The following is a 25,463-nucleotide window of genomic DNA, read 5'->3' as shown; positions in this document are numbered from 1 at the left end:
ACCGCATCGCATTTCCCTAACCCTTCTCAGGAGTACTCACGTGAAAACCCGGCTCCGCGCGGCCGCAACGGGCCTCGCGACCGTCGCCATGTTCGCCCTCGGCACCGCGTTCCTCCCCTCGGCGACCGCCTCTGCCCAGTCCTCGGATTTGGGATCTGCCGGGGCGGCGCCCGCCCAACCGCTCGCGGGAATCAACAACTTTGCCTGCAGATCGGAGCAGCATCCCCGGCCGGTCGTGCTCGTGCACGGCACCGGCATGAGCATGGAGCAGTCCTGGGGCCCACTGAATGACGCGCTCAAGCTCGACAACTACTGCGTCTTCGCGCTGAACTACGGCTGGGGCCCATCAGCCACCCGCACCGACCCCTTCGGTCTTCCGGGCGCAAACGCGTGGGGACACACCGCGATCGAGGCTTCGGCGCGCGAACTAGCCGCGTTCATCGACACGGTCCGCGAGCGCACCGGCGCCGCACAGGTCGACGTAGTCGGGCATTCGCAGGGCGGCACGATGACCCGCCAGTATCTCAAGTTCGAGGGCGGCGCGTCGGGCAACAAGGTGCACACCCTGGCGATGCTCGGACCGTCGAACCACGGGACGACTATGGGCGGCACGTACCCGAACGAGGCCGCAGCCATCGCCAAGGGCGCCTCGAAGGCCATGCAGCAGCAGGCTGTCAATTCGACGTTTCTGACCCAGCTCAACGCCGGCCAGGAGACGTTCCCGGGGATCGACTACACCGTCATCGCGTCGAACACCGACTCGATCATCACCAATACGGGCAGCGACGGAAAGCCCTACTCGGACCCGACGTTGTCGTTCCTCGCCCCGGGCCCGTCGGTCGAGAACTTGATCGTGCAGGACGAGTGCCCTGGCACGACCCTCAAGATCACGCACGCAGGCGAGGAGAACAACGCTGGCGACCCGCAGGGGCTTCTCAACCACTCGGCGCCGATCTTCCTCGTTCGAAAGGCCCTCGACCCGACCCTCGCGGGCATGGTCCCCTGTTCCGGGTAGGCCACCGCGCCTCGCGGTGACCCGTCCGACAGGGCCCACCACCGGGCATGAGGCCCACACCCTTTCGTATTCCACCCGATCATTTCTCAGGAGTACTCACATGAAAGCCCGGCTCCGTGTTGCCGTGACGAGCGTCGCGACCGTCGCACTGTTCGCCCTCGGCACCGCGATCGTCCCCTCGGCAACCGCCTCTGCCCAGTCCTCGTCGACCGGCTCCGCGGGGGATCAGGATCCCCCACAGGGCGAACTCGCGGGCGCGAACGACTGGAGCTGTGTGCCCTCGGAGCGGCATCCTCGACCGGTCGTGCTCGTGCACGGCACGGGGATGACAATGCAGAGTGCCTGGGGCAACCTGAAGGACTCGAATCTGCCGGGACCGCTGATCAAGTCGCTCCGGGACGACGGATATTGCGTCTTCGCACTGAACTATGGGTTCGCCGCCGCTCACTTCCTGGGTCCGACGGGCATCCGCGATCCCCTGGTCAAGGACGATTGGGGACACGCCGCAATCGAAGACTCGGCGCGGGAACTCGCCGAGTTCATCGAGTCAGTTCGGGAAAGAACGGGTTCCCAGAAGGTCGATGTCGTCGGGCACTCGCAGGGCGGCACGCTGGCCCGGCAGTACCTCCGGTTTGCAGGCGGCGCAGGCCAGCAGAATCCCGCGAACAACAAGGTTCACGCACTCGTCATGCTCGGACCGTCGACCCACGGGACTACGTACTGGGGCTACACCCCGGCCATCGCCAAGCTGTGGGGTTCCTCGGTCGCGATGCAACAGCAGACCACAGGATCGGAGTTTCTGACCGATCTCAACACCCAGGAGACGCTCCCGGGGATCGAATACACCGTCATCGCGACGACGAAGGACGATCGCATCCTCCCGTACCATAGTTCGTTCCTGAAGCCGGCTCCCGGAACCGAACAGTCCGTGCACAAGATGACAGTTCAGGACAGATGCGGCAACCCGAACCTCGCGGTCTTGCATTCCAGGACCATCCCCGGCATTGCGGGTACGTCAACCGGGCTCCTCGACCACGCGGTGCCGCTCTTCCTCGTCCGACAGGCCCTCGACCCGGATCTCCCCGGCACGCCTGCATGCTGACCACGGCGCCGCCAGCCTCCGAAGCGCGCGGGTACCGTCGGGCCTGTGGAACACCATGCCACCCTCGCCGACATGGACGCCGAACTGATCGACTGTCGGCGGTGTCCGCGCCTGGTCGCCTGGCGGGAGCAGATCGCGGCCGATAAGCGGGCCGCGTTCCGCGACGAGACCTACTGGGGCAGGCCCGTTCCCGGCTTCGGCCCGGCGGACGCCGCGCTGCTGATCGTCGGGCTGGCGCCTGCCGCGCACGGCGGGAACCGCACCGGCCGGATGTTCACCGGCGACCGCAGCGGGGACGTGTTGTACGCGGCGCTGCACGCGGTCGGTCTGGCGAACCAGGCCACGGCCACCCACATCGGCGACGGGTTGGCCCTGCGCGGGACCCGGGTCACGGCTCCGGTGCACTGCGCGCCACCGGACAACAAGCCGACCACCACCGAGCGGGACACCTGCAGGCGCTGGATCGACGAGGAGCTGCGGCTGCTCACCCCCACCCTGCGGGCGGTGGTGGTGCTCGGCGGATTCGACTGGCAGGCACTGCTGCCCGCGCTGGCCGACGCCGGGTGGGCGATCCCGAGGCCCCGGCCGAAGTTCGGACACGGCGCGCACATCGTGCTCCCCCCGACCGGCGACGGGCGCGAACTCCACCTGTTCGGCTGCTTCCACGTCAGTCAGCAGAACACCTTCACCGGGCGGCTCACCCCGGCGATGGTCGAGGCGGTGTTGGCCGAGGCCGGCCGGTCAGCGGGGCTTCTCTAGGAGCCCGCGCTGCCCGTCCAGGCGCCGAGGCTTCCCGTGCCCGTCCCGCCGTCGGGAGTACCGCCCCAGCCGGCGGGGACGTGCCCGATACGCACCCGCTGCGGATGATCACCCACGGGCACCGTCGCCACCTTCTGCCCGGTCGCGAAGTCGATCGCGCTCACGGAATCGGTGGCACTCTCGGAGATGACGCAGTGCGTGCCGTCGCCGTTGACCGTGGCCCAGTACGGCTTTCCGGCCGGGACGATCGGGGTCTCCTGCAGCGTGGCGGTGTCGACGACGGTGACGTAGTCGTCCATCGTCCCGGCGATGCACAGCCTGCCGCCGTCGGGACTGATCGACATGCCGTGATGGCGGGAGTCGTTGACCCAAGTGGTTCGGTCCGGGTTGGTGTTCGGGTTCTTCGGCAGTTCCTTGATCCGGGTGATCTTGTCGGCGGCGACGTCGTACTCGAGGAAGCCGTTGAAGAAGGACACCTGGAAGTAGAGCTTGCTCTCGTCGGGGGTGAACGCCACGGGGCGAACCGAATCCGAGAGGTCCTTGCGGCCGAAGGCGTCCAGACGATCCCGCATGTCGATCACCTTGACGGTCTGGAAGGTCTGGGCATCGACAACGGTGATCTTGCGGTCGCCCTTGGTGCCGTCCTGCGACGGGGCGTCCAGCGGGGTGTTCACCTCGCCGATGGACATGTTCCACAGGTAGCGGCCGCCGTCGGTGAACACGTTCTCGTGCGGCTTGTCGCCGGTCGTGAACGAGCCGACCTGGGCTCCGGTGTGGATGTCGAGCACGTGCACGGTGTTGCTGGTCGACGCGGAGACCGCGACCCGGTTGCCGTCGGGCGAAACGGCCATGTGGTCTGCCCGGTAGCCGGACACCGGGAAGCGCCAGTTGACCTTTCCGCTCACCAGGTCGATCGACACGACGTCGGCGAAGCTTGGACGGGACGCCACCACCGCGGATCCGTCTGGCGTGGTGTACATGTCGTCGACGAATTGGTCGTGGCCCTCGCCCGCGGTCTCGCGCACCCCGAGGAAGAAGGCCAGCTTGATCGGGTTCAGGTAGATCTCCCGCAGCCGCTCCTCCCTGTCCGGGATGATGTTCACCCGGCCGACCTTGGCGTAGCCGCCGGTCGACTCGATGACGTCCGCGGTCCCGTCCCAGTTGTTCCCGACGAACAGCACCTCGTTGAGGCCGTTCGCAGGCTGCGGGTCGGCGTTGGCGGCGCCCGCGCCGACCCCGAACGTCGCGGCGACGGCGGTGGCCATCGTCGCTGTGGCCCAACCCATCCGACGGAAGCGGGTCAACCAGCTCGATGCCTCGGTCACGTGTCTACTCCAGTCGTCGCGCTGCAGCGGTCGACGGGCACGCTAACAGTCGTTCGCCCGCCCCGAGCGGCAATCGGCGAATCGAACCCCGGAGATGTCCCTAGATCGGGCGGGCGGAACCGCCGCGCGCGACCGCCTCGTCGGAGGCGAACTTCAGCAGCAACAGCCCGGCCGGCACCACCGCGAGCCCGAGCAGCAGCAGGGTCAGCGGACTCGCGAGCAGCAAAGAATCCCCGCCGGGGCCGCCGAACATGCACAACACGAAGCCGAGGAACCACCCGAGCAGCGGCAGTGCGGCCCTCGATGTCCGGTCGGTCACGGTGCGGGCACCGAGTACCAGCAGCACGTTGATCACGGCCGCGACGAGCGCGCTGATCGGAAACGCCACCGACCCCAGGTGCGCGGGCAGGAACAGCACGGCCAGCACGGCGGTGAGCACCCCGTCGAAGACCAGCAGTCCGAGAATCGCCGAGTCGAGGATCCCGCGCCCCGGCGGTGCGGTACTGGTGCCGGAAGTCATGGCACCAATCGTAGGCGGGGGGCTCAGCCCACCGGCGGGTAGCCAAGCATCGTCAGCAGGTGGCTCTGCATGTCAACGAAGTTGTACAGCCCGTTCATGTACATCTCATGGTGCATCTGCGAGTTGGGGCGCAGCGAATCCACGAATGCCACGATCGCGTTCTGAACACTCCAGTTGTACATCGACATCCTTCCGTTGACCCGACCCGGCTATGACCCACATCACAGTCTATGTGGGTGTGCGCCCGCGGTCACGGTCGGGCCCGGAACCATCAGTGGTGGAATCCCATCCTGGCCTCGTCGGAGGGCGTACCCGCCGCCAACCGCACCAGCGATCGGCGGAGGTCCTCCGCGAGCAACGCGGTCTCGTCGCGCGAGACCCCGTGCCGGACCAGAACCCGCTGGATGACGGTCTCCTGACGGTTGGCAGGCAGCGGGTAGGACGGCACCTGCCAGCCACGCATCCGTAGCTGCTCACTGAGGTCGTACAGCGAGAAGCCCGCCGTGGCCGGATCGGTCAGCGTGTAGGACACCGCCGGCAGCGCGCCGCGCCCGTCGTAGAGCAACGTGAACGGCCCCATCGCCTTGACCTCCTCGGCGAAGGCCTGGGCGGTGTCGGCACACGCCTGCTGGATCCTGCGATAGCCCTCGCGGCCGAGGCGCAGCAACAGGTAGTACTGCGCGACCACCTGGCCGCCGGGCCGGGAGAAGTTGAGCGCGAAGGTCGGCATGTCACCGCCGAGATAGTTCACCCGGAACACCAGTTCCTCGGGCAGCAGGCCTGCCTCCCGCCACACCACCCAGCCCACCCCGAGCGGGGCCAGGCCGTACTTGTGGCCGGAGGTGTTGATGGAGGCGACCCGGCGGAGCCGAAAGTCCCACACCAACTCCGGCTGCACGAACGGCGCGATGAAGCCCCCGCTGGCCGCGTCCACGTGGATCGGCACGTCCAGCCCGGTGTCCGCCATGATCGCGTCCAGCTCCGCCGCGATCTCCGCGACGGGTTCATAGTCGCAGGTGTAGGTGACGCCGAGGATGGCGACGACCCCGATGGTGTTCTCGTCCACGTACTCCCGCAATTGGTGCGGTCGCAGCCCGGTCGCACCCGGTTCGAGTGGCACCTGGCGCAACTCGACGTCGAAGTACCTGGCGAACTTGTCCCAGCAGATCTGCACCGGCCCGCACACCAGGTTCGGCCGGTCCGCGGGCTTGCCCTCGGCCTTGCGGCGCTGGCGCCAGCGCCACTTGAGGGCCAGCCCACCCAGCATGGCGGCCTCGCTCGACCCCGTCGTGGAACACCCCATGGTGTCCCGCCCGGCCGGCGAGTTCCACAGGTCGGCGAGCATGTGCACGCACCGGGATTCGATCTCCGCGGTCTGCGGATACTCGTCCTTGTCGATCATGTTCTTGTCGAGGCAGTCGTTCATCAGCCGGTGGACCTCGTCCTCCGACCAGGTCGAGCAGAACGTCGCGAGATTCTGCGACGAGTTGCCGTCCAGTTCGAGTTCACCGTGGATCAGCGCGTAGGCGATCCGCGGATCCGCGGGTCCGTCCGGCATCTGGTACTTCGGCAGCACCTCTTGGCTCAGCGGCGTGGCGTAGATGTCTTGGGCGGCCCCGCCCCTGTCGGTCACCCTGTGAAGCGCCATCGGCTTCGTCCCTCCGTGATCGCGAAATCGACACTCGATCTGGATGCAACGTGAGAAAAGTGAGCTCAGAAACCTTCGATCAAACACCTCGAGGGTAACCCCGATCGGGTCACCCCGGGGGCTTACCGCAGGCCGGTGAGCGACCGCGCTCTAGAAAGCGATGCCGGAGAACAGGTCCCGCTCGCGACCGTCGGCGTCGACCTCACCGCGGGCGCCGCGCACCAGAACGTAGTGTTCCTCGGCCAGGATCGGCTGCGCGACATTGTTCGACAGCGCGTACTCCGTGCCGGTCTCCGAGACCGTCACCTGCGTCGCGTGCGCGGTCAGCGCGGCCCGCTTGGCGCCGAGCACCGCCCGCACGTCCACCGCGGTGGTCACCGTCTCGTCGGGCACACAGGGCAGTTCCCCCGGTTCGGGCATCCGCCATGCCTGCGGGATCTCGGTGATGCCGTCGATTCCCTGCTCCAGCGAGTTCGCCTCGGTGACAGTCCAATACAGTTTTGCAGGCGACCAGGGCCGTCCCGCGTCCGGATACTTGTCGGTGCCCGCGGCCAGGGCCGCGGCCGTCGCGAGGCGGTGTGCCTGGATGTGATCGGGGTGTCCGTAGCCGCCCTCCGGGTCGTAGCAGACCACCACGTGCGGACGAACGTCCCGGATCACCGCGACGAGTGCCTCGACCGCCTCCTCGGGGTCCGCGTTCACGAAGGCGCGCGGGTTGGCGGCGGACGGCGTGCCCGCCATGCCGGAGTCCCGCCAGTGCCCCGCCCCGCCGAGGAACCGGGGGCCGTCGGCGCCCAGGCTCGCGAGCGCCGCGGTCAGTTCGAGGATGCGGTAGCCGCCGAGCTGATCGGCGCGGTCCGCGACGAGGCCTGCCCACCGCTCACCGATCACCTCGCCCTCCTCGCCCAACGTGCACGTCAGGACCGTGACCTGCGCGCCCTCGGCGGCGTACCGCGCGATGGTGCCGCCGGTGGTGAGGGTCTCATCGTCGGGATGGGCGTGCACCAGCAGCAGTCGACGTTCGCTCACTCCGGGCTCCTCGACCAGCCGGCGGCGTCGGCGAAGATGCCGACCTGGATCGCACCGGTCAGCGAGACACCCTGCACCCCCGGCCCGGCCGCGACGACTGTCGTGTCCTGCAGGACGGGGAGCACGGCCGCGAGGTCCCACAGCTTCGGCTCGGCCTGCGCGATCACCTGCCCGACGTCCGCGGTCCCGCGAAGGGCGTCGTCGATACCCGCCTGCAAAGCCGGATCGCAGAGACCCGAAAGATTGCTCGGGGCAAGCGGATCGGGCACGACGTCGGGTTCGGCACCGGGCGACTCGGCCGCACCGGAGGGAACGGGGGCTGGCGCGGCAGGCGGCGGGCAGCCATATCGGGAGGCCATCGAGGTGGCGGGGTCCGAGCCCGCGCGCACCCAGCCGACCACGGCGTCGACCTTTCCGTCGACAAGCGACTTGCCGTACAGCTCGTCAGGACGCATCGTCGTCACCGTGGCGTCGACACCGGCTGCGCGGAGCTGGTCGGCCGCGGTGTTGGCGACGGCGATCGCGGAATCGTCGCTGTCCGGCGCCCCGATCACCAGCGTGAGCTGCTTGCCGTCCCTCATGATCCGGCCCGGCGCCGTGACGTCCGGGCCGTCGACGAACGTGAACGCCCAGCCGGCCTCGGCGATCAGCCCGAGCGACTGCTCCCTGCTCAGTGCGGGTGGTGCGGTCGGCACGTAGCCGGGGTCGGACGGCGCCAAGACCTGCGCCCGGGCCGGGGTGGCGTTCGCGCCGGTCGGGGTGCCGACGGAGGCCAGCAGTTCGGGGCTGAGCAGGCCCAGCAGGCCCCGCCGCAGCCGCTGGTCCGCGAGTTCGGGGACCCTTCCGTTGAGGGTCAGCTCCAGCACCCGGGGGGCGGCGGTGACGGCGGCCCGCACCGAGGGGACGGCCGACAACTGCGCCTGCAGCGGGCCGTTGCCGCGCACCTGCACCACCTGGGCGTCGCCGGAGCGAATCGAGTCGGCCAGCTGCGCGTGCGATCCCCCGCGGCGCATCAGGATCTGGTCGGGGGTCGCGGGCCTACCCCAGAACCGGTCGTTGCGCTCGAGCAGGATCTCGTCGCGGCCGCGGTCGATGGACTTGATGTGGAAGTGGGCGCCGGAGACCGGGATGTTCTCGGCGAGGCCGCGCGCGAAGCCGCCAGGCGAATCCTTCACCAGGTGCGAGGGCAGCAGGTCGGTGAACAGTTCCCGCCACGCCGGATACGGCGAGCGCATCGTCACGGTGACGGTCTTGCCGCCGCCGGAGGAGCCGATGTCGGTGATCAGGCCGTAGCCGGCCGGGTCGACGACCCCGGGCTGGCTGATCATCTGCTGCCAGAGGTAGCGGAAGTCCTCGGCGGCGATGGGGGCGCTGTCGGACCACTGCGCCTCGTTGCGAAGCTGGTACGTGATGGTGAACGGGTCCTGCGAGGTGACGTCCGCGGAGATCAGCAGGGACTCGTCGGGGACCCAGTCCGTGCCGCCGGGCCGGGTGGGGCTGGGCACCGGACGGAACGCGCTCGGCAGCACCATCGAGCTGACCGCCGAGGTGACCGGGGACTGGTCGGAGAGCAGGTGCGGGTTGAAGCCGAGGCCCACGTCGTCGATCGCCACCACCACGGTGTTCTTGGTGGGCACCGTGCTCGTCGGCTTGGGGCTGTCCGTGCTCTCCACGGGAGGGGGCGGGTTCGCGGTGCAGGCTGCCAGCGCGAGGCAGGCGATCAGTGTTGCCGCGATCGGCAGGATCCGTCGAACTCGTCCCGCTCGATGCACTCGCCCGTCCTTCCGATTCGCGGCTACGCCGCCTGTGCGCGTGTTGTACCCCGATCGGGGTACAACACGCGCACAGTGCGCGAAGCGCGACTTTACAGGGCGGCCTTGTCGCGGGACTTGCTGCGCGAACGCTCGCGGGCCCGGTCGGTCTGCGACAGGTGCAGCTTGCGGACGCGGATCGCCTCCGGGGTGACCTCGACGCACTCGTCGCCCGCGCAGAACTCCATCGCGGACTCGAGGGTCAGCTCGATCGGCTTCGCGAGGGTCTCCGTGGCGTCGGCGGTTGCGGACCGCATGTTGGTGAGCTTCTTCTCCTTGGTGACGTTGATGTCGAGGTCCTCGGCGCGCGGGTTGATGCCCACGACCATGCCCTCGTAGGTGTCGGCACCCGGATCGACGAAGAACGTGCCACGATCCGAGAGCTGGATCATCGCGAACGGGGTCACCGAGCCGGTGCGGTCGGAAACGAGCGAGCCGGTGTGGCGGGCGCGGATCTCGCCTGCCCACGGGGCGTAGCCATGCGAGACGGCGTTGGCGATGCCGGTGCCGCGGGTCTCGGTGAGGAAGTCGGTGCGGAAACCGATCAGGCCACGCGAGGGGACGATGAACTCCATGCGAACCCAACCGGTTCCGTGGTTGGTCATCTGGACCATCTTGCCCTTGCGGTTGGCCAGCAGCTGCGTGATCGCGCCGAGGTGCTCTTCCGGGGTGTCGATGGTCAGCTCTTCGAACGGCTCGTGCAGCTTGCCGTCGACCTGGCGGGTGACCACCTGCGGCTTGCCGACGGTCAGCTCGAAGCCCTCGCGGCGCATCTGCTCGACCAGGATGGCCAGCGCCAGCTCACCGCGGCCCTGCACCTCCCACGCGTCCGGGCGGCCGATGTCGAGGACCCGGAGCGAGACGTTGCCGACGAGCTCGGAGTCCAGGCGCTGCTTGACCATGCGCGCGGTCAGCTTGTGGCCCTTCACCCGGCCGACCAGCGGCGAGGTGTTGGTGCCGATGACCACGGAGATGGCGGGCTCGTCGACGGAGATGGTCGGGAGGGCGACCGGGTTCTCGGTGTCGGCCAGGGTGTCGCCGATCATGATCTCGGGGATACCCGCAACGGCGACGATGTCACCGGCGACGGCGACCTCGCCCGGCTCCCGGCTGACGCCGACCGTCTTGAGCAGCTCGGTGATCTTGACGGTCTTCACGCCGTCGGAGTGCATCCAGGAAACCTGCTGCCCCTTGCGGAGCTGGCCGTTGTGGATGCGGACCAGCGCAAGGCGGCCCAGGAAGTCGGAGGCGTCGAGGTTCGTGACGTGCGCCTGCAGCGGCGCGGACTCGTCGCCCTTCGGTGCCGGGATGTGCTCCATGAGCACGTCGAACAGCACGCTGAGGTTCTCGGCGTCGGGGGCCTGCCCGTTCTCCGGCTGGCTCATCGACGCCTTGCCCTCGCGGCCCGACGCGTACAGGACCGGCAGGTCCAGCAGTGCCTCGGCGGCCTGCGCGGCCTCGTCGTCGAGGTCGGACGCCAGGTCAAGCAGCAGGTCCTGCGACTCGGCGACGACCTCCTCGATGCGGGCGTCGGGGCGGTCCGTCTTGTTCACGACGATGATCACCGGCAGCGACGCGGCGAGCGCCTTGCGGAGCACGAAGCGGGTCTGCGGCAGCGGGCCCTCGGAGGCGTCGACGAGCAGCACGACGCCGTCAACCATGGACAGTCCGCGCTCCACCTCGCCACCGAAGTCGGCGTGGCCGGGGGTGTCGATCACGTTGATGACCGTGACCGAGCCGTCCTCGTTGTGCTTATGCACCGCGGTGTTCTTCGCGAGGATGGTGATTCCCTTTTCGCGCTCCAGGTCACCGGAGTCCATCACGCGGTCGACCAGTTCGGCACGCTCGGCGAAGGCGCCGGACTGCCGGAGCATGGCGTCGACGAGGGTGGTCTTGCCATGGTCGACGTGTGCGACGATGGCAACATTGCGGAAGGTGGTGCTGGGCACGCTGCGGTCTCCTGGCTGGCTTGATTCAGCCACGCGAAACCTAGGCTCGCACGGCTCGGGCGGCCGCGTCGCGATTGCGAATCCATCAGCACAGGACGACCTGTACAGGCATTGCGGCCAGCTAGATACTACCCGCCCGCACCAATACTGCGGAAATGAGAGTGGTCACAGCCCGGATCTGCTAGTCCGGAAACTTATGCGAGAGAACTTCTGAGGGTACGCTAACCTCGAAAGCGCCGGGGTGAACCGGTATCCCGGACCGGGCAGGAGGGCCGCGCCGAACATGGGCAAGGTCAAGGCGAAGAAGGTGTCGAGCCTCAAGCCGAAGAAGAAGTGCTGCCGCAGCAAGACGCGCTGCATCAAGTGCCCGGTCGTGATCATGCGGATGAAGAAGCTCGAGAACGAGGGCGTCAAGGGCAAGGACCTGAAGAAGGGGCTCAAGAAGGCGCGCGCCGCCTGAGCCCCTCCCCCGTCAGCAGTTCGGCGTGGTCGGATGGCCGACGACGCGGTCGTCGAGCCACTTGTAGGCGGGCGGGATGCCAGCCAGCCCGTAGAAGACGTGATCGATCCCCGGCCCGGCGGCGTACTCCACGTTCACCCCGCGGTTGCAGTACTCCCGCACCACGCCGGCCATCCCCCAGTCCGGGATCAGCGCGTCCTTGGTGTCGTGGAAGACGTACAGCGGCATGTCCGGCGTCGCGGCCGTGCGCGCCAACGAGTTCTCCGCGATCACTGCCTTGACGCTCGGGAGGTCGAGGATGTCGCCGACCTTGGAGTACTGGGCGAGGCTGACGCCCTTGGTCTTGCTCAGCAGGTCGGCCAGGCAGCCGTCGGAGAGGGTCTTGGCGAACTCGACGCCCTCGGGCGTGAGGTAGTCCTGCGGCCGGACCCGGTCCGGATACTCGCGGGCGAGACCGAGCAGCGCGCCCCAGGCGGTGAAGCCCGACGCGGGCTGCTTCTCGCTGAGCAACGCGAAGTCGCCGGGAACCCCACCCTCGGCGGCGCCGATGATGTTCAGTTCCGGTGCGTACGAGGACTTCTGCTCCGCCGCCCACGCGGTCGCGTGCCCACCGCCGGAGTAGCCGTACATGACAACCGGGGACTGGGACAGACCGAGCGGCTCGAAGCGTTGCGCGGCGCGGATGCCGTCGAGCACGCCGTGCGCGGTCTGCCGACCGGCGATCCAGGCCATCTCCGGACCCTGGTAGTCGCTGCTCACCACCGCGTAGCCGAGCGCCAGCATCGGGGAGACCGTGGCCAGGTCCTGAGACTTACCCGCGGGCAGGGTCACCGACGGATTGCACTCCAGGCCAAGTGCGTCCATGGCCTGCTGCAGCGAGAGCAGCGGGCGCGCGCCGGGTCCGGTCCACGGACGGTCCGGGATCATCACCGTGGTCGTCGTGGTCACCGGGGTGCCGAAGGAGTCGCTGGTGCGGTAGAGCAGCTGCGTGGTCTTGACCACCGGCCACGCGGTGTTCGCAGGGAAACGGACCTCGACCGGGCGGCTGCGGATCACGTCGCCGTTCGCGTATCCCGACAGGTCGGCAGGTCCCTGGAACCAGGTGTCCGCCAACGGCGTCGGGCCGGGCAGCGGCTCGGCGGCCGCCGCGGGGGCCACCCCGAGGGTCAGTGCGGCGGCCGATGCCGCCACCGCACCCAGAATTGCTCTCGTCGATCGCCGCATGGCCGATGCCTTCCCTCGAGTCGCCAATGAACGGTACCAGCGGGCACCGGAAACGACTGGGGCCGCCGGTTTCCCGACGGCCCCAGTCAGAATTCAGTTGTCACGCACAGTTGTTCGGCGCCGGCTTGTGCGCAAACCGGTCGTCGGTGTAATCCATCAGGTCGTTCCAGTGGTTCATACTGACGTCGACGTGACCGCCCGGGACGGTCCGGTAGTCGACCGTCACGCCCGCAGCGCAGTACTTGCCGACCATCGCGGTCGTCGACTCCACGGGAACGATGCCGTCCTCGGTACCGTGCACGATCAGCAGCGGCACGTCCGGGATCTGACCGGGGCGCGCGGCCTGGTTCAGCTCGCCGACCGCGACAGCCTTGGGCCAGTGCGGAATCGGGTCGTCCGACTCCGGCCAGTTGGTCAGACTCTGCAGGGTCCGCGTGCCGAATCCGCTGTCGCCCGTACCGAGACCGTCACCGAGCATGCACGCGTCGCCGAACTGCTGGACGACCTTCTTGCCATCCTCGGTGAAGAACCCGTTCGGGTCCGCCTCCTCCGGGTACTCACGGAAGAGCGCGACCACCGCGGCGAAGTAGAAGAACGAGGTGTTCTTCCCGTTGTTCTGTCGACCGGTGGCCAGAATGTCCAGGGGCGGGCCTGCCATCGCGGCGCTGATCACGTTGAGCTCCGGCGCGTAGGTCGGAGCCAGCTGGGCGCCCCACGCCGTGGCGTGCGCGCCACCGGACTGACCGACGAGGGCCACCTCGGTGTCGGCCCCGAGACCGCGATGGGTCTCGGTCGCGCGAATACCGTCGAGCACCGAATGCCCCTCGGTGTTACCGGCGATGAACGAGGCGAGCGGACCGTTGTGGTCCGGCGCGGAGACGGTGTAGCCGCGCTTGAGCGCCTCCTGCAGGAACGGCACCGCCACCGTGAGGGTGGTGATCGGGTTCATGTCATTGAAGAGCACCGACGGCTGGCACTTCATGCCGAGACTGTTGGTCGCGTGCTGGTACGAGATCAGTTTGCCTGCACCGACACCGCATTCGCCGCCGCCGCCCAGCGAGCCGCCCGCAGACCCGAGAAGCGTGCCGATCGAACCCGACGACCCCGCCCCGCCGCATTCAGGCGTGAACACCGACGTCACGGCGAGAATCGGCTTGTCCTTCGAATTGGTGGTCTTGTACGCCAACTGCCTCGCCTTGCCGCCGACCAGCGGGATCGGCCGCACATCGCGCTCCCGGATGATCGCGCCGTTCGGCAGCGATGCGAGGTTCGCCGGCGGGGTGTAGAAGGCGTCCTTGAACCCGCCGCCGCCGCTGCCCAGTCCGGCGAGACTTCCGCCGCCACTGGCGAAGTCGCCGTTCTGGCCGTACAACCAGTCCAGGCTCGGGTCACCGGTCGGGTTGGACGGAGTCTGGGCGTTCGCCATTCCCGGGGCCGCGATCGCGACGGCGACCGCCGCGGCGACCACCGCCGTTCTTCGCATCATCGTGGAGAGTGTTCTTGTTCGCACCGTTCACACACCTTTCGTCGGCGGGCCGGAATGCTCAAAAATCACTGCATCGAGACACTTTCGCGGTTTCGCGCGCTGGGCCGTGTGAGACCGCAGCCGAAACGTAACACTCGTCCAGGTCAATCGTGATCATTTCGAAAGTCTCCGAAATGAAATGGGGCCGCCGGTTTCCCGGCGGCCCCATTCGATTCACTCGGTGTTCATTCAGTCATCGGCGACGGTGAGAGGTTCTGTGCGTGAAGCAGCTTCGTCAGTTCGACCAGCCAGGCCCTGTCGTTCGGCACCAGCTCGGCGACCGTCAACTCGGGCGCGGTTACCCAGCGCACCGCGGAATGTTCCAGTGCGGCAGGGGTCCCGTCCCGCAGCGTCACCCGGTAGGCGCGCAGCACCATCCCGTTCGGCAGCGGCACGTCCACGCCGATCCGGGGGCCGACGGCGGTGTCCACCCCCAGCTCCTCACGGAGCTCGCGGCGCAGGCCCTGCGCCGGGGTCTCGCCCGGCTCGATCTTGCCGCCTGGCAGCTCCCACATGCCCGCCAGTTCCGGCGGTCCTACCCGCTGCGCGAGCAACAGCCGACCGCCTGCGATGATCGCCGCCGCCGCGACCTCCTGCGCCACATTCCTGTCCACCGGGCCTCCCTGCATGGCACCATCATTGTCATGGCCGAGTTGCTGTCGGATGCCGAGGTCGACGACGCGCTGGGTTCGCTGCCGCACTGGCAGCGAACCGGAGACTCGATCACCCGAACGGTGAAATGCTCGACCTTCCCCGCGGCGATCGCCCTGGTGGATCGGGTCGCGGCGGCCGCCGAGAGCCGCGATCATCACCCGGACATCGACATCCGCTGGCGCACGCTCACCTTCACCTGCTCCACCCACTCCATGGGTGGGATCACGGGGCTGGACGTGGGGCTGGCGCTGGAGATCGATCGTCTAGCCGCCGAGGGCTGAGCCGTCCGGCGTAGATCACCCAGCCGTAGAAGGCGACGGCCCCCACGACGTTCACGGCCCCCAGCCAGGCCAACACCCCTGGCCGTGAGATCAGCCAGATCGAGTCCTGGAAGAAACTCAGCACCCACGGCACCCCGATGAGGGTCGACGCCAGCCAGCAGCCGGCCAGGATCTTCGACCCAAGCCACCCCGCCAGCGGTCCGTGCACGAGCCAGATCAGCATCGGGATCAGCCACACCCAGTGATGCGACCACGAGATCGGCGAGATCAGCAGCCCGAAGAGTTGCACAACCACGAGGGTGCCGAGGCGGTCGTCGTCCCCCAGTGCGCGCCACGCGAAGAAGGCGAGCACCGCCGCGACGGCCACCGCGGTCAGCCACAACCACCCGCTCTGCACGTCATGTCCGAGGACCCGACTCAGCGCGCCGCGCACCGACTGGTTCCACACCGATCCGACCGGGCCGATGCGGGAGGCGTCGCCGAGCAGGTGCTCGAAGTACTCCCGCGCCGAGGGACCGATGACGAGATAACTGACCGCCACCGTCAGCCCGAACGCCACCGCCGAGAAGACGGCGGCCCGCCATCGCCTCCGGGCCACGAAATAGAGGCCGGTGATCGCGGGGGTGAGTTTGATGCCGGCGATGAAGCCGACCAGACCGCCCGCGATCCACCACCTGGTACTGCGGATGGCGACCATGGCGCCGAGCGCGAGGAAGACGTTGACCTGCCCGTAGTCGAGCGTGGTCCGGACCGGCTCGGTCCAGATCCCCATCGCGGTCCAGGCCAGGGCGATCGCGGTCCACCGGGGCTCCCTGACCGCCGCCGCGCCGTGCAGCAGTTCCAGGCTCATCCGGATCAAGAGGAACAGTGCCGCGACGGTGAGCAGCTGCCAGCACACCCCCACCACCGCGAAGGGCAGGTAGTGCAGCGGGAAGAACACCAGCGCGGCGAACGGCGGATAGGTGAACGGGAGCGGGAAGTCCGGAGTCAGGTCCGAGTAGGTGAAGTCGTAGAGGTTGCCGCTGAGCAGCGCGGCCGAACCGTCCACGTAGACGTGCAGGTCGACCAGGTTCATCCCGTTCGGGCTCAGGAACCCCCACGCCATCCGCACCGCGACGGAGACCGCCAGCAGCAGCGGGGCGAAGCGCAGGATCGACGCGGCCCTTGACCCGGTGCGAGCACCCCGAATCTGGGCTGCGGGTGGCATCTCGGACACGTCTCGCGTTCTCCCGTGTGGTGTGGGCCGACGGGTGGAACCCGAAGCGTTCGACAGCGAGCCTAACGGCAGCGGCGGTGGCCGCTGAACCTCCCCGAAAAATGTCGATAACAGTTGCATCAACAATCTCAATTTTCACTCTAGTCACACGATATGGTCACCAGGCAAGCATCACTCGGCCAGCGTGCGCATAGACTGCCCCTCGGCGTCACCCTCGGGTGACAAAGAAATAACAGGCTTGTCTCGGCTAACGCTGTACAACCGCCTGATGGCCTGCATAGAGTGGCCCCTCGTTACCCGCTGGGGGCCTGCAGGCCAACCGACGCTTGAAGAAATAAGGATGGGACGACTGTGCTTCGTACGCGAGGACCGCGCAGAACGATCACCGCGCTAGCGATAGCCGCGGCCGCTGCCTTGGCTGCTCCGACCAACGCCGTGGCGCAGCCCGCGCCCGTGCTTCCCGAGGGCCTCAACATCGACGCGCTGGCCTCGCTGGCGCCCGCGATCATCGGTGCCGCGGCCGGCCCGTCCGACATCGCAGGCGGACCGCAGGCGGATCTGCTCGCCCAGGCGCGCACGCTGCTCGAGTCCTCGAACCTGCCCGAGTCGACCAAGGCGACCCTCGCTCGGGTCATCACCTTCCTCGACGGCAGCGGCGGCGGCGGACCGGAGCTCCCGCCCCAGAGCGGCCCCGTGATCGCACAGTTCCTCTACCCGACCCTCGGCAAGGGCTGCATCTCCGCCACCGCCGACTCGGTGGGCACCGCGCTGGCCGTTCCCGGCCCCGCGCACCTGCCCCCGCCGGGACCGAAGGCCGGCCAGGCCGGGTTCGTCTTCACCGCGCTGGGCACCAAGAAGCCCGCCGCCGTGCAGCCCACCCCGCTCACCGTCAGCTGGGTCAACATCGACAACCAGAAGACGGCGACCCAGAACCTGACCGCCGAGTCGAAGATCAACCCGGATGGACCTGCCACCCTGTCCGCCATCGCCGACACCGGCCGCGGCCGCGTTCTCGCGGTGATCTCCGGATCCCTGACCACCCAGGTCGAGGGTGCCGCACCGATCACGTGCAACTTCCTGCCGACCGTCGGAATGGTTGTCGTTCCGTAACCACAAGGCATTGCCAGAGGGGCCCTTTCGCACAGCGAAGGGGTCCTTCTGCTTTCCCCGGACCTGTGGTAAACCTCAGCGATGGCCTCCGTACCGCATTCGTGGAAGTCCGCACACGCCCGGCGCTCGATCCTGTCCATCCGGTCCGAGGGCTCCATCCTCTCGATCGGTTCGGCCTACTCGATTCTCTCGATCGGCAGCGTCGGCTCGATCCTCTCGATAGGCTCCATCGGCTCGGCCGGTTCCGCATTGTCCTCCGGCTCGTTCGGCAGCCTGGGTTCGGCGCTGTCCGGACTGTCGAAATGGTCGGTGCTGTCCTGGCGAGCCGATACCGCGAGCCCGAGCGACCGCCCACTGCATGTGCTGGCGGAAGAACCCGAACTGGCGGTGTCGACGACGTCGCACACCCAGACCTGACAGCCGCACAACACAATTCGACGGAGGACACGTGACCGAGGTGGACCAGACCGGAAACCGGACATGGACGAGAGCCGAACTGGAGTCGGCCTTCGAGGGCTACCAGCGCACTGTGGAGAAGGCCACCGCCACGGGCGACTGGAACCTGTTCGCGGACATGTTCACCGAGGACGCCACCTACATCGAGCACGCCTACGGGAACTTCAACGGCCGGGAGGAAATCCGGGAGTGGGTCATCAAGACGATGACGAGCTTCCCCGGCAACCACATGACGGAGTTCCCGGCGGCGTGGCACACGATCGACGAGGAACGTGGCTGGGTGATCTGCGAGATCCGCAACCCGATGCGCGATCCCGGCGACGGCACGCTCCACGAGGCCTCGAACCTGACGATCCTGCACTACGCGGGCGACGGGCTGTGGTCCTGCGAGGAGGACGTCTACAACCCGATGAAGTTCCTGAAGATGGCCAAGAAATGGTGCCGCAGCGCGGAGGCCACCGGAGGACTTCCGGACGAGGCCCGCAAGTGGCTCTCCGCGGTGGGCGCTTAGGGGTTCTGCGGTTCCTGAGGGGCGGCGGATCCGCTCGACCCGGACACGCCGTCGTAGATGTTCGCCGCGAGTGCGTACAGGATGTTGATGAGTATCTCCACGTCTGTCCTCCGTCTGGTTCTGTTCCGCTGACGCTACCTGGCACGGGGCCGACCGCCGCCCTACTCACCCGCGGTCGTGTCGCCCGGTCTGTCGGGTACGCACCCACAGCCTGGCGGCGTACCCGGCCAGGCCGATCACCATGCCGACCGCGGCCACAGCGGCGAATCCCGCCCACGGTCCGGCGCGGTCGACCATCGCACCCGCGAGGGGCGAACCGACCGCGCCGCCGAGGGTGAACGAGGTCCCCTGCCAGCCCATCGCCTCACCGCGCCTGTCCTCCGGGACCAGGTCGGCGATCGCCTCGCCCGTCGCCGCCATCACCGGCGCGCAGAACAGCCCGGCCGGGATCGCGAGCGCCGCCAGCGTGAACGTCGAGGTCGCGAAGGCCATCGGGAGCGTGAACAGGCCCAGGAGGAACAGCAGTAGCGCCGGGCTCACCGGGCGGTGCATCGCGCCGTAGACCAGGCCGCCCACGATCGATGACGCACACCAGAAGAAGAACACGATCCCGAGGGCCTGCACCTCCCCGTTCGCGCGCAGCGCGGCCAGGATGCCGACGTCGGTCCCCGCCAGGATCAGCGTTGCGCCTGCCGAGGCCGCGAACACCCCGACGGTGGCCGCGGTGAGCCAGCCGGGACGGGCAGCCGCACTGAGCGCGGCCGCCGTCGCGTCGTCCACCGCCGGGGCTACCGCCACCGTCTCGGCTCCCGCCGGGATGGCGGCCGGCTCGGTGCGGGTCGGCGGGTTGAACCACATCAGGAACACCCCGGCCACGACGACGGACGCGCCGATCGCGATCAGGGTGAGCCGGGTGCTGAAGTGGGTGCCGAGAAAGATGCCGGTCGCCGGGCCGACGATGAACACCAGCTCGGTGCCTATCGAGTCGAGCGCGTACGCGGTCCGACGATCCGCGTCGCCGACGAGCACGCTGATGCTCTGCCGGACCACGGTGAAGATCGGCAGTGCGAAGGCGCCGCCGACGAAGGCCACGACGATCAGGGCCTCATAGGGCACGAAGGCGGCGATAGGCCAGAGCACGCCCTCGGCAATCACCGAGGGCAGCAGGGTCTTTCGCAGCCCGATCCGATCGATCAGCCTGCCGCGCCAGGGCGAGCCGACCGCGATGCCGATGGTCAGCGCCGCCGCCGCGAGGCCCGCCGCCGCGTATCCCCTCCCTAGGGTCTGCACGACGTGCAGGGTGAGGATCAGCCCGGCCGCGGAGTGCGGCAGCCGCGCGACCATCCCGACCAGGATCAGCCTGCGCACCGGTTTGTGCGTCAGCAATGCGACATATCCCGCGGCACCCATGACGGAAAGTCTGTCACCGTTGCCGGTGCTCGAGCGTTACGCTCGACCGCATGAGAAAAGCAGCAGTGCTCGCAGCCGCCACCATCGCCCTCGCCCTCGCCGGATGCAGTTCGGAGGAGGTCACCGAAAAGACCGATACCGCAAAGGACAAGGCGTCCGCCGCGATGTCCTCGGTCGCCGCCGCCGCGGAGGGCGCGCAGTCCTCGGTGAACGCCGCGGCCAGCACCGCCGCCTCACAGGTCAAGGGCGCCCTCGACAGCGCGAAGGTGGCGACCTTCACCGCCGCGTTCAAGGTCGCGAATCCCGATCTCGCGAAGGGCCGCGACGACGACGCCATCGCCGACATCCTCGTGCAGACCTGCGAGGACATCGACGCCGGCCAGGACGAGTCGGAGATCGTCGCCGACCTCGAGGCCCGCGCCGAGAACAATGGCGTCAAGGCCACGCAGGAGCAGGCGCAGCAGATCTACAACATCGCCAAGCCGGCCTGCTGATCGCCGGGCCGTTCGCGACGATCGGTCAGGCCAGCGACCACTGGCCGTAGTCGGCCTTGAGGATGGCATTGAGGTCGATGCCGACCCCGTCCACGGCACGCTTGTCGATCTCGTACTGGTGCAGGTGCGCCTCGGGGTGCACGTACCCCCTCGGCGTACCCCAGTTGTGCTGCCAGTAGAACGAGCCCAGGCCCTCGGCCACCAGCAGGTCGAGGGTCGGCGAGTTCGCGTAGACACCGGTGTTCTCGTGCCCGACAACCGATTCCCAGCCGAGGATGTACGGGGCGATCATCTCGGTGAAGTCGTCCGCGCTCGGGTTGTCGTCGATGGAGGCGTAGATCGGCCGGTTCTCCGGACCACCGGCGGCCAGGTGCAGCTCGAGTCCGCGCTCGGCGTGCTCGACGCCCGCCTCGAATCCGCCGCGCCAGTCCGCGGTGTCCGCCTTGCCGAACTGGTAGCAGGAAACGACCTCGAGCCCGGCCTCGGCGAGCGCGGTTGCCTCTGCTTCCAGCATCGGCTTGCCCTCCATCCACTCCGCGCCGGGCCGACGGTCCGAGACGTAGCGGATGGCCCCGACGTGCCCGGCCGCGAGGATGGCCTCGGCGGACGGCACTCCGCCCGCGTAGTCGATCAGCGTGCCGAGGTTCGGGGAGGCCTGCGCGAGCAGGGAGTTGGATCCGAGCGCCGTGACACCCAGGGCGGCGGATCCGGCGGCCACGTACTTGAAGAGTTCTCGACGGGAAACCTGCACGACGCCCTCACATCACTGATAGCTGGGGTTTCGAGCATTCCACCACAATCACTCTGGTGTCGCCAGTCACATTAATATCTCCAGCCACACCGGTAACGGCGTCGCCGCAGCGTATCGGCCCTTCGAAGCCGAATCGGGACGCCCATCCGACAGCGATCGGCGGTAACGTCTGACCTGTCCGCACAACTTCTCCCGGATGGGACTCGAGGTCATGGGCAATCAGACGTGGTGGGTCATCGCACCCGAGAGTGGATTCGCCTTCGAGCAGCGCTCCAACGGCGACATGGTGGTGGTGGACAAGTCCGCGGCCGAGGAACACATCCTGCACGGCTACGAATGGATGCACGTCAAACACCCCGACACCACCGCGCAGCAGATCAAGGTCCACGGCGAGGGTCCACCCCCGTTCGGTAAGTGGATCGCCTTCGACGAGGGTTGAGCGAAGGCAAAACTGAGCAAAGCTCACGATCGAGACCTCGAACACGTATCCTCCCCCGCGGGGGTCGACCCGGCACCACCGCAGAGTGCGGTGCCGGTGGCGCGACGCAACAGGTGCTCCGCGCAGGACAGGGGAGGAAATTTCTCATGCCGTATGTGGCATTCGGTGTCGTGATGCTTGCGTTGTGGATCTTCTGCATCGTCGACGTGCTCACCCGGGAGGATCACGAGGTGCGCCACCTCCCCCGGATCGGCTGGATCCTGATCGTGCTACTGATCCCGACGCTCGGCTCGCTGCTGTGGCTGATCCTCGGCAGGCCGCAGGGCCCGGTCCGCCCGCATGGCCAGCGGCCGCACCCCTCCACGTACAGCGAGTACGACCGCCCCGGCCGGCAGATCCCGCAGAATCCCGACGACGACGAGGCCTTCCTGCGGCAGTGCCGCGAGCGGGCCGAGGAGCAGCGCCGGATCGCCAAGCAGCAGCGGATCGAGCGCGAGAACCGCGAGTCCGACACGGAATAAGTTGCGCCTGCACATAGTTACTCAGGACCATGACCGAAACCCACGTCCCCCTGCCCGTCGACGGCCTGTTCGAGCCGTTCGCGGTCAAGTCCCTGAGTCTGAAGAATCGCTTCGCCATGGCGCCGATGACGAGGGCCTTCTCGCCGGACGGGATCCCGGGCGAGGACGTGGCGGAGTACTACCGGCGGCGCGCGGCGGGCGGGGTCGGCCTGATCATCACCGAGGGCGCATACATCCCGGACCCGGCAGCAGGCCCGCACACCCGGGTGCCCCGCCTGTACGGGAGCGAGAGCCTGGCGGGCTGGCGATCCGTGGTCGACGCCGTGCACGCCGAGGGCGGCGCGATCATCCCGCAGCTCTGGCACCTCGGGGCCGAGCGCGGTGAGGGTTCCCGACTGAACCCGAAGACCGCCACCGTCAGCCCGTCCGGCCTCGCCCTCGACGGCACCCCGGTCGGGCGGGCGTTGACGACGGGCGACCTCGACGATCTGCGCGAGGCGTGGGTCGCGGCCGCGGTCAACGCCAAGGACGTCGGCTTCGACGGCATCGAGCTGCACGGCGCGCACGGCTACCTGCTCGACGAGTTCCTCTGGGCCGGGACCAATCGGCGCGCGGACGGCTACGGGGGCTCGCTCCGGTCGCGGACCCGGTTCCCCGCCGAGGTGGTGGCGGCCATCCGCGCCGCCGTCGGCGAGGACTTCGCGATCGTCTATCGCTTCTCCCAGTGGAAGTCGAACCACTACGACGCGCAGATCGCGCAGTCACCCGCCGAGCTCGAGCAGGTCCTCGACCCGCTGGTCGCCGCAGGGGTGGACGTGCTGCACGCATCCACCCGCAGGCACTGGGAACCCGCCTTCGGCGAACTCGAGGGCGCCGACGCGACGCTCGGATTGGCCGGATGGACGAAGAAGCTGTCCGGGCTGCCGACGATCACGGTCGGCTCGGTGGGGCTCGACAGGGTGTTCACCACCGCCTTCACCGCGGAGGGTGGCGCCGCCACGGTCGGCATCGACCGGCTGCTGGCCCAGTACGAGAACGGCGAGTTCGACATGGTCGCGGTCGGCCGAGCGCTGCTCGCGGATCCGGAATGGGTCGGCAAGCTCGCGTCGGGCCGCAGCGCGGAGCACATCCCGTACGCGAACGAGCATCGCGAGGTGTTGCGCTGACCGGCGCGACCTGACGACGAAACGAGGCGGGCCCGATTCGGGCCCGCCTCGACGTGTCAGTGGCAGGCGCCGTCAGGACTGCGCGACCGCCACGGTCAGCAACGCCGCGGACTCCTCTGTCGCGGTGAGGTTGTGCCTCGCGTCGGGGATGTCGAGGAGATCGCCCGCCGCCCCCTCCCAGACCTGCCCCTGCGCCTCCACCCTGACCCGACCCCGGAGCACCTGCAACGTGGCCTCCCCCGGGCTCTCGTGATCGGCGAGTCCATGTCCGGCCGTCATGACGATCAGCAGCTGGCGCAACGTCTTTCCCTTGCCGCCGTGAACGGTGGCCACACTGATGCCCCGCGGCGAGGCCTTCGCGGTCGCCAGGTGTTCGTCGAAGACGGTGTTCAGCGAGGACGAGATCACGGTTGGTCCCTTCGATGTCCGGAGAAGTGTTCGACGGTGATCATGCCACCGCGCGCATGTTCTTCCGGCACTTCGCGAAGCGCTCAGTCCATGTAGTCCCAGAACTGCAGCCAGTGCACCGACGCGAACACGGACAGCGTCGCGGCGTACACCACGACCACCGCCCCCGCCCCGATCAGGCCCACGCGCACCCCTGCGCCGTCGACGGGATCGAGCCAGCGCCGGAACCACCGGGTGGCGGCGGGCATGAACAGCCAGGTCAACAACGCGACGCTGACGATCTGGCTGAGCCACATCGACAGCCAGGGCGGCACACCGTGCGCGCTGAGCACCGGGCCGAGGAATCGCGAGAGCGTCATCACGGTCGGGTAGAGCACCAGCAGGACCAGCATCGCGGTCCGCCACCGCGGCGTGATCCGCGCCTTGCCGTCCTGCAGCCGCAGGATCGACCCGAACGGGGTGCTGCGCGCGACCACCGAGAAGTCCTCCAACAGCTGCGAGCGGAGTTCCGGTAGCGCCTCGGTGCGCTGGTCCGACCGCATCCACTCGGAGAGCTGCCGGTCGGTGCGAAACCGGAGCACGGACATCCAGCGGCCCGGCTCCCGCGGCCGCAGCACCGTGGTGCCCTCGAACCCGGAGAAGGTGGAGATCAACGCGGACAGCCGCACCTGCGCCTCCTCGAAGGCCCGCTCCCGCCCCGGCGCGACCGTGTGCTCGAAGACCGCGACGCCGGGCGGCAGATCGCCCTCGAGCAGGATCAGATCCGAACTCGCCCTGCGGAATCCCAACCTCTCGCCCGCCGCGATCAGCCGGTCCCGCTCCGCCGAGTCCAGCCACCGGTGCAGATGCTCCTCGGAATCGAATGTCACCGACACCGCCCAGTCCAGCTCGGGCGCCCGGTACGCCGCGACCCTGGCGTCGACGAAGCCGTCGACGCCCCCGGCTGCGGCTCCGACGCCGTCGGCCCATCCGGCGAAGGCGCCGCCGTCGGGCGTCCGGTGGAACACCGTGACGGCGGTCGCTGCGCTCACCGGTCGCCTCCCCCGTGTTCGCCCTCGACCAGTCGACGGACCGCATCGCGCTGTTCGGGTGGAACGAGGATCGTGACCGCATCACCCGCGCGCAGTCGGGTCGATGCGGTGCCCGGCAGGACCGCGTCGCCGCGCCGCACCGAGACCACCAGCGAGCCCGCGGGTAGAGCCCTGTCCCCCAGCGGTTTTCCCAGCACCGGCGACGCCTCGTCCGCGCGTACCTCGAGCATCTCGACGTGCGACCCGACCCGCTCGACGCGACGCTCCTCGGCCAGGATCTCGGCCCGGTAGCCGTGGACGACGTCGGGCACGGCCACGATGCCGCACACCCGCCTGCGCTCGTCGAGCACCGTCAGCCACCGGAACTCGTCCGGCATCGCGTCGAGGGCCTCGTCGAGGTTCGCGGTGACATCGACCGTCGGCGCGCCCGCATCGGCGCACCGCGACACCGTCGTATCCGGTTGTGCCGCTGCGAGTTCCGCCAGCGCCACCGCGCCGAGGAAGCGCCCGACATCGTCGACGACGGGCGCGCCTGGCACACCCGCGCCGCGCAGCCGCTCCAGTCCGGCGGCGACGTCGGTGCTGCCGACGAGGACGACAAGCGGGGCCGACATCGCGTCGGCGACCCGGACCCGGCCCAGCAGCGGC

The 25,463-nt window shown here is 68.7% G+C and carries 28 protein-coding genes; 12 read left to right on the top strand and 16 right to left on the bottom strand.

Translation table 11 applies throughout. The annotated features are described in order from the left end of the window. The first annotated feature begins 40 nt into the window (after window positions 1-40). The 3 genes from ACFXMV_RS17265 (at window position 41) to ACFXMV_RS17255 (ending at window position 2,876) form a co-directional block, all read left to right on the top strand. Window positions 41-1,015 carry an esterase/lipase family protein gene (locus ACFXMV_RS17265; RefSeq protein ID WP_378498896.1) on the top strand — a complete coding sequence of 325 codons (975 nt, stop codon included), beginning with the start codon at window positions 41-43 and terminating at the stop codon, window positions 1,013-1,015. Between the two features lie 100 nt (window positions 1,016-1,115). Next, window positions 1,116-2,117, top strand: a complete 1,002-nt coding sequence (locus tag ACFXMV_RS17260; RefSeq protein ID WP_378498897.1) for an esterase/lipase family protein — start codon at window positions 1,116-1,118, stop codon at window positions 2,115-2,117. Between the two features lie 72 nt (window positions 2,118-2,189). After that, window positions 2,190-2,876 (top strand): uracil-DNA glycosylase, encoded by a 687-nt coding sequence (locus tag ACFXMV_RS17255; protein ID WP_378498904.1) that lies wholly within the window; start codon window positions 2,190-2,192, stop codon window positions 2,874-2,876. On the opposite strand, the gene ACFXMV_RS17250 is transcribed toward ACFXMV_RS17255, so the two are convergent. From ACFXMV_RS17250 to typA, 7 genes are all read right to left on the bottom strand, one after another. Then, on the bottom strand, window positions 2,873-4,201 hold the full coding sequence (locus tag ACFXMV_RS17250) for a YncE family protein (protein WP_378498898.1): 1,329 nt from the start codon (window positions 4,199-4,201) through the stop codon (window positions 2,873-2,875). The two genes, ACFXMV_RS17255 and ACFXMV_RS17250, sit on opposite strands and share 4 nt — an antisense overlap. A gap of 100 nt (window positions 4,202-4,301) precedes the next feature. Beyond that, window positions 4,302-4,721: a hypothetical protein gene (locus ACFXMV_RS17245; protein WP_378498899.1), complete on the bottom strand. Its 420-nt coding sequence runs from the start codon at window positions 4,719-4,721 to the stop codon at window positions 4,302-4,304. Window positions 4,722-4,744: 23 nt separating this feature from the next. Continuing rightward, a complete protein-coding gene (locus ACFXMV_RS17240) occupies window positions 4,745-4,903 on the bottom strand; it encodes a hypothetical protein (RefSeq protein WP_378498900.1) in 159 nt (52 codons plus the stop codon). 89 nt (window positions 4,904-4,992) lie between these two features. Next, the gene (locus ACFXMV_RS17235; protein ID WP_378503199.1) at window positions 4,993-6,369 is read right to left on the bottom strand and encodes a glutamate decarboxylase; all 1,377 of its coding nucleotides are present in this window, start codon (window positions 6,367-6,369) and stop codon (window positions 4,993-4,995) included. Between the two features lie 150 nt (window positions 6,370-6,519). Continuing rightward, window positions 6,520-7,398 (bottom strand): N-acetyl-1-D-myo-inositol-2-amino-2-deoxy-alpha-D-glucopyranoside deacetylase, encoded by an 879-nt coding sequence (gene mshB / locus ACFXMV_RS17230; RefSeq protein WP_378501484.1) that lies wholly within the window; start codon window positions 7,396-7,398, stop codon window positions 6,520-6,522. Further along, the gene (locus ACFXMV_RS17225; protein ID WP_378501483.1) at window positions 7,395-9,170 is read right to left on the bottom strand and encodes an ABC transporter family substrate-binding protein; all 1,776 of its coding nucleotides are present in this window, start codon (window positions 9,168-9,170) and stop codon (window positions 7,395-7,397) included. Before ACFXMV_RS17225 ends, mshB begins: the two co-directional genes overlap by 4 nt. Before the next feature lie 92 nt (window positions 9,171-9,262). After that, window positions 9,263-11,158, bottom strand: a complete 1,896-nt coding sequence (gene typA / locus ACFXMV_RS17220; RefSeq protein WP_378501717.1) for a translational GTPase TypA — start codon at window positions 11,156-11,158, stop codon at window positions 9,263-9,265. A 241-nt stretch (window positions 11,159-11,399) separates the two neighbouring features. Here typA and ACFXMV_RS17215 point away from each other — a divergent pair, with 241 nt between their 5' ends. Next, entirely contained in the window at window positions 11,400-11,618 is a 219-nt protein-coding gene (locus ACFXMV_RS17215) for a hypothetical protein (protein WP_378501719.1), read from the top strand. Window positions 11,619-11,630: 12 nt separating this feature from the next. Here the strand turns inward: ACFXMV_RS17215 and ACFXMV_RS17210 are convergent, their stop codons facing one another. The 3 genes from ACFXMV_RS17210 to ACFXMV_RS17200 form a co-directional block, all read right to left on the bottom strand. Beyond that, a complete protein-coding gene (locus tag ACFXMV_RS17210; RefSeq protein WP_378501718.1) occupies window positions 11,631-12,809 on the bottom strand; it encodes a lipase family protein in 1,179 nt (392 codons plus the stop codon). 133 nt (window positions 12,810-12,942) lie between these two features. After that, window positions 12,943-14,328, bottom strand: a complete 1,386-nt coding sequence (locus ACFXMV_RS17205) for a lipase family protein (RefSeq protein ID WP_378503200.1) — start codon at window positions 14,326-14,328, stop codon at window positions 12,943-12,945. A gap of 224 nt (window positions 14,329-14,552) precedes the next feature. Continuing rightward, window positions 14,553-14,996: a (deoxy)nucleoside triphosphate pyrophosphohydrolase gene (locus tag ACFXMV_RS17200; protein WP_378503201.1), complete on the bottom strand. Its 444-nt coding sequence runs from the start codon at window positions 14,994-14,996 to the stop codon at window positions 14,553-14,555. A 15-nt stretch (window positions 14,997-15,011) separates the two neighbouring features. Here ACFXMV_RS17200 and ACFXMV_RS17195 point away from each other — a divergent pair, with 15 nt between their 5' ends. After that, window positions 15,012-15,302 carry a 4a-hydroxytetrahydrobiopterin dehydratase gene (locus ACFXMV_RS17195; RefSeq protein WP_378503202.1) on the top strand — a complete coding sequence of 97 codons (291 nt, stop codon included), beginning with the start codon at window positions 15,012-15,014 and terminating at the stop codon, window positions 15,300-15,302. On the opposite strand, the gene ACFXMV_RS17190 is transcribed toward ACFXMV_RS17195, so the two are convergent. Beyond that, the gene (locus ACFXMV_RS17190) at window positions 15,244-16,509 is read right to left on the bottom strand and encodes a mannosyltransferase (RefSeq protein WP_378501632.1); all 1,266 of its coding nucleotides are present in this window, start codon (window positions 16,507-16,509) and stop codon (window positions 15,244-15,246) included. The genes ACFXMV_RS17195 and ACFXMV_RS17190 overlap by 59 nt on opposite strands. Window positions 16,510-16,869: 360 nt before the next feature. On the opposite strand from ACFXMV_RS17190, the gene ACFXMV_RS17185 reads away from it, so the two are divergent. From ACFXMV_RS17185 to ACFXMV_RS17175, 3 genes are all read left to right on the top strand, one after another. Continuing rightward, window positions 16,870-17,628 (top strand): hypothetical protein, encoded by a 759-nt coding sequence (locus ACFXMV_RS17185; RefSeq protein WP_378501631.1) that lies wholly within the window; start codon window positions 16,870-16,872, stop codon window positions 17,626-17,628. Between the two features lie 81 nt (window positions 17,629-17,709). Continuing rightward, on the top strand, window positions 17,710-18,045 hold the full coding sequence (locus tag ACFXMV_RS17180) for a hypothetical protein (RefSeq protein ID WP_378501630.1): 336 nt from the start codon (window positions 17,710-17,712) through the stop codon (window positions 18,043-18,045). A 31-nt stretch (window positions 18,046-18,076) separates the two neighbouring features. Beyond that, entirely contained in the window at window positions 18,077-18,595 is a 519-nt protein-coding gene (locus tag ACFXMV_RS17175) for a nuclear transport factor 2 family protein (protein WP_378501629.1), read from the top strand. Window positions 18,596-18,760: 165 nt separating this feature from the next. On the opposite strand, the gene ACFXMV_RS17170 is transcribed toward ACFXMV_RS17175, so the two are convergent. Then, on the bottom strand, window positions 18,761-20,005 hold the full coding sequence (locus tag ACFXMV_RS17170) for an MFS transporter (protein ID WP_378503203.1): 1,245 nt from the start codon (window positions 20,003-20,005) through the stop codon (window positions 18,761-18,763). Between the two features lie 50 nt (window positions 20,006-20,055). On the opposite strand from ACFXMV_RS17170, the gene ACFXMV_RS17165 reads away from it, so the two are divergent. Then, a complete protein-coding gene (locus ACFXMV_RS17165) occupies window positions 20,056-20,499 on the top strand; it encodes a hypothetical protein (RefSeq protein WP_378498551.1) in 444 nt (147 codons plus the stop codon). 25 nt (window positions 20,500-20,524) lie between these two features. Here the strand turns inward: ACFXMV_RS17165 and ACFXMV_RS17160 are convergent, their stop codons facing one another. Further along, on the bottom strand, window positions 20,525-21,250 hold the full coding sequence (locus ACFXMV_RS17160; RefSeq protein ID WP_378498550.1) for a DUF1906 domain-containing protein: 726 nt from the start codon (window positions 21,248-21,250) through the stop codon (window positions 20,525-20,527). Window positions 21,251-21,446: 196 nt separating this feature from the next. Here ACFXMV_RS17160 and ACFXMV_RS17155 point away from each other — a divergent pair, with 196 nt between their 5' ends. The 3 genes from ACFXMV_RS17155 to ACFXMV_RS17145 all read left to right on the top strand — a co-directional run bounded on the left by ACFXMV_RS17155 (window position 21,447) and on the right by ACFXMV_RS17145 (window position 23,376). Continuing rightward, window positions 21,447-21,689 (top strand): maltose regulon activator MalT, encoded by a 243-nt coding sequence (locus ACFXMV_RS17155; protein ID WP_378498549.1) that lies wholly within the window; start codon window positions 21,447-21,449, stop codon window positions 21,687-21,689. A gap of 146 nt (window positions 21,690-21,835) precedes the next feature. After that, the gene (locus tag ACFXMV_RS17150) at window positions 21,836-22,210 is read left to right on the top strand and encodes a PLD nuclease N-terminal domain-containing protein (RefSeq protein ID WP_378498548.1); all 375 of its coding nucleotides are present in this window, start codon (window positions 21,836-21,838) and stop codon (window positions 22,208-22,210) included. Window positions 22,211-22,239: 29 nt separating this feature from the next. Continuing rightward, window positions 22,240-23,376 carry an NADH:flavin oxidoreductase gene (locus ACFXMV_RS17145; protein ID WP_378498547.1) on the top strand — a complete coding sequence of 379 codons (1,137 nt, stop codon included), beginning with the start codon at window positions 22,240-22,242 and terminating at the stop codon, window positions 23,374-23,376. 72 nt (window positions 23,377-23,448) lie between these two features. Here the strand turns inward: ACFXMV_RS17145 and ACFXMV_RS17140 are convergent, their stop codons facing one another. The 3 genes from ACFXMV_RS17140 to ACFXMV_RS17130 form a co-directional block, all read right to left on the bottom strand. Next, on the bottom strand, window positions 23,449-23,784 hold the full coding sequence (locus ACFXMV_RS17140; RefSeq protein WP_378498546.1) for a cupin: 336 nt from the start codon (window positions 23,782-23,784) through the stop codon (window positions 23,449-23,451). Window positions 23,785-23,867: 83 nt separating this feature from the next. After that, a complete protein-coding gene (locus tag ACFXMV_RS17135) occupies window positions 23,868-24,815 on the bottom strand; it encodes an antibiotic biosynthesis monooxygenase (protein WP_378498545.1) in 948 nt (315 codons plus the stop codon). Next, window positions 24,812-25,429 carry a TrkA C-terminal domain-containing protein gene (locus ACFXMV_RS17130; protein ID WP_378498558.1) on the bottom strand — a complete coding sequence of 206 codons (618 nt, stop codon included), beginning with the start codon at window positions 25,427-25,429 and terminating at the stop codon, window positions 24,812-24,814. The genes ACFXMV_RS17135 and ACFXMV_RS17130 overlap by 4 nt, the downstream gene beginning before the upstream one ends. Between the last annotated feature and the right edge of the window lie 34 nt (window positions 25,430-25,463).

It is taken from the genome of Rhodococcus sp. NPDC059179, assembly GCF_042754885.1.
Taxonomy (GTDB): Bacteria; Actinomycetota; Actinomycetes; order Mycobacteriales; family Mycobacteriaceae; genus Rhodococcus_G.
Note: the sequence above shows the minus strand (reverse complement) of the source record. Positions and strands in the feature narration are given on the sequence as shown.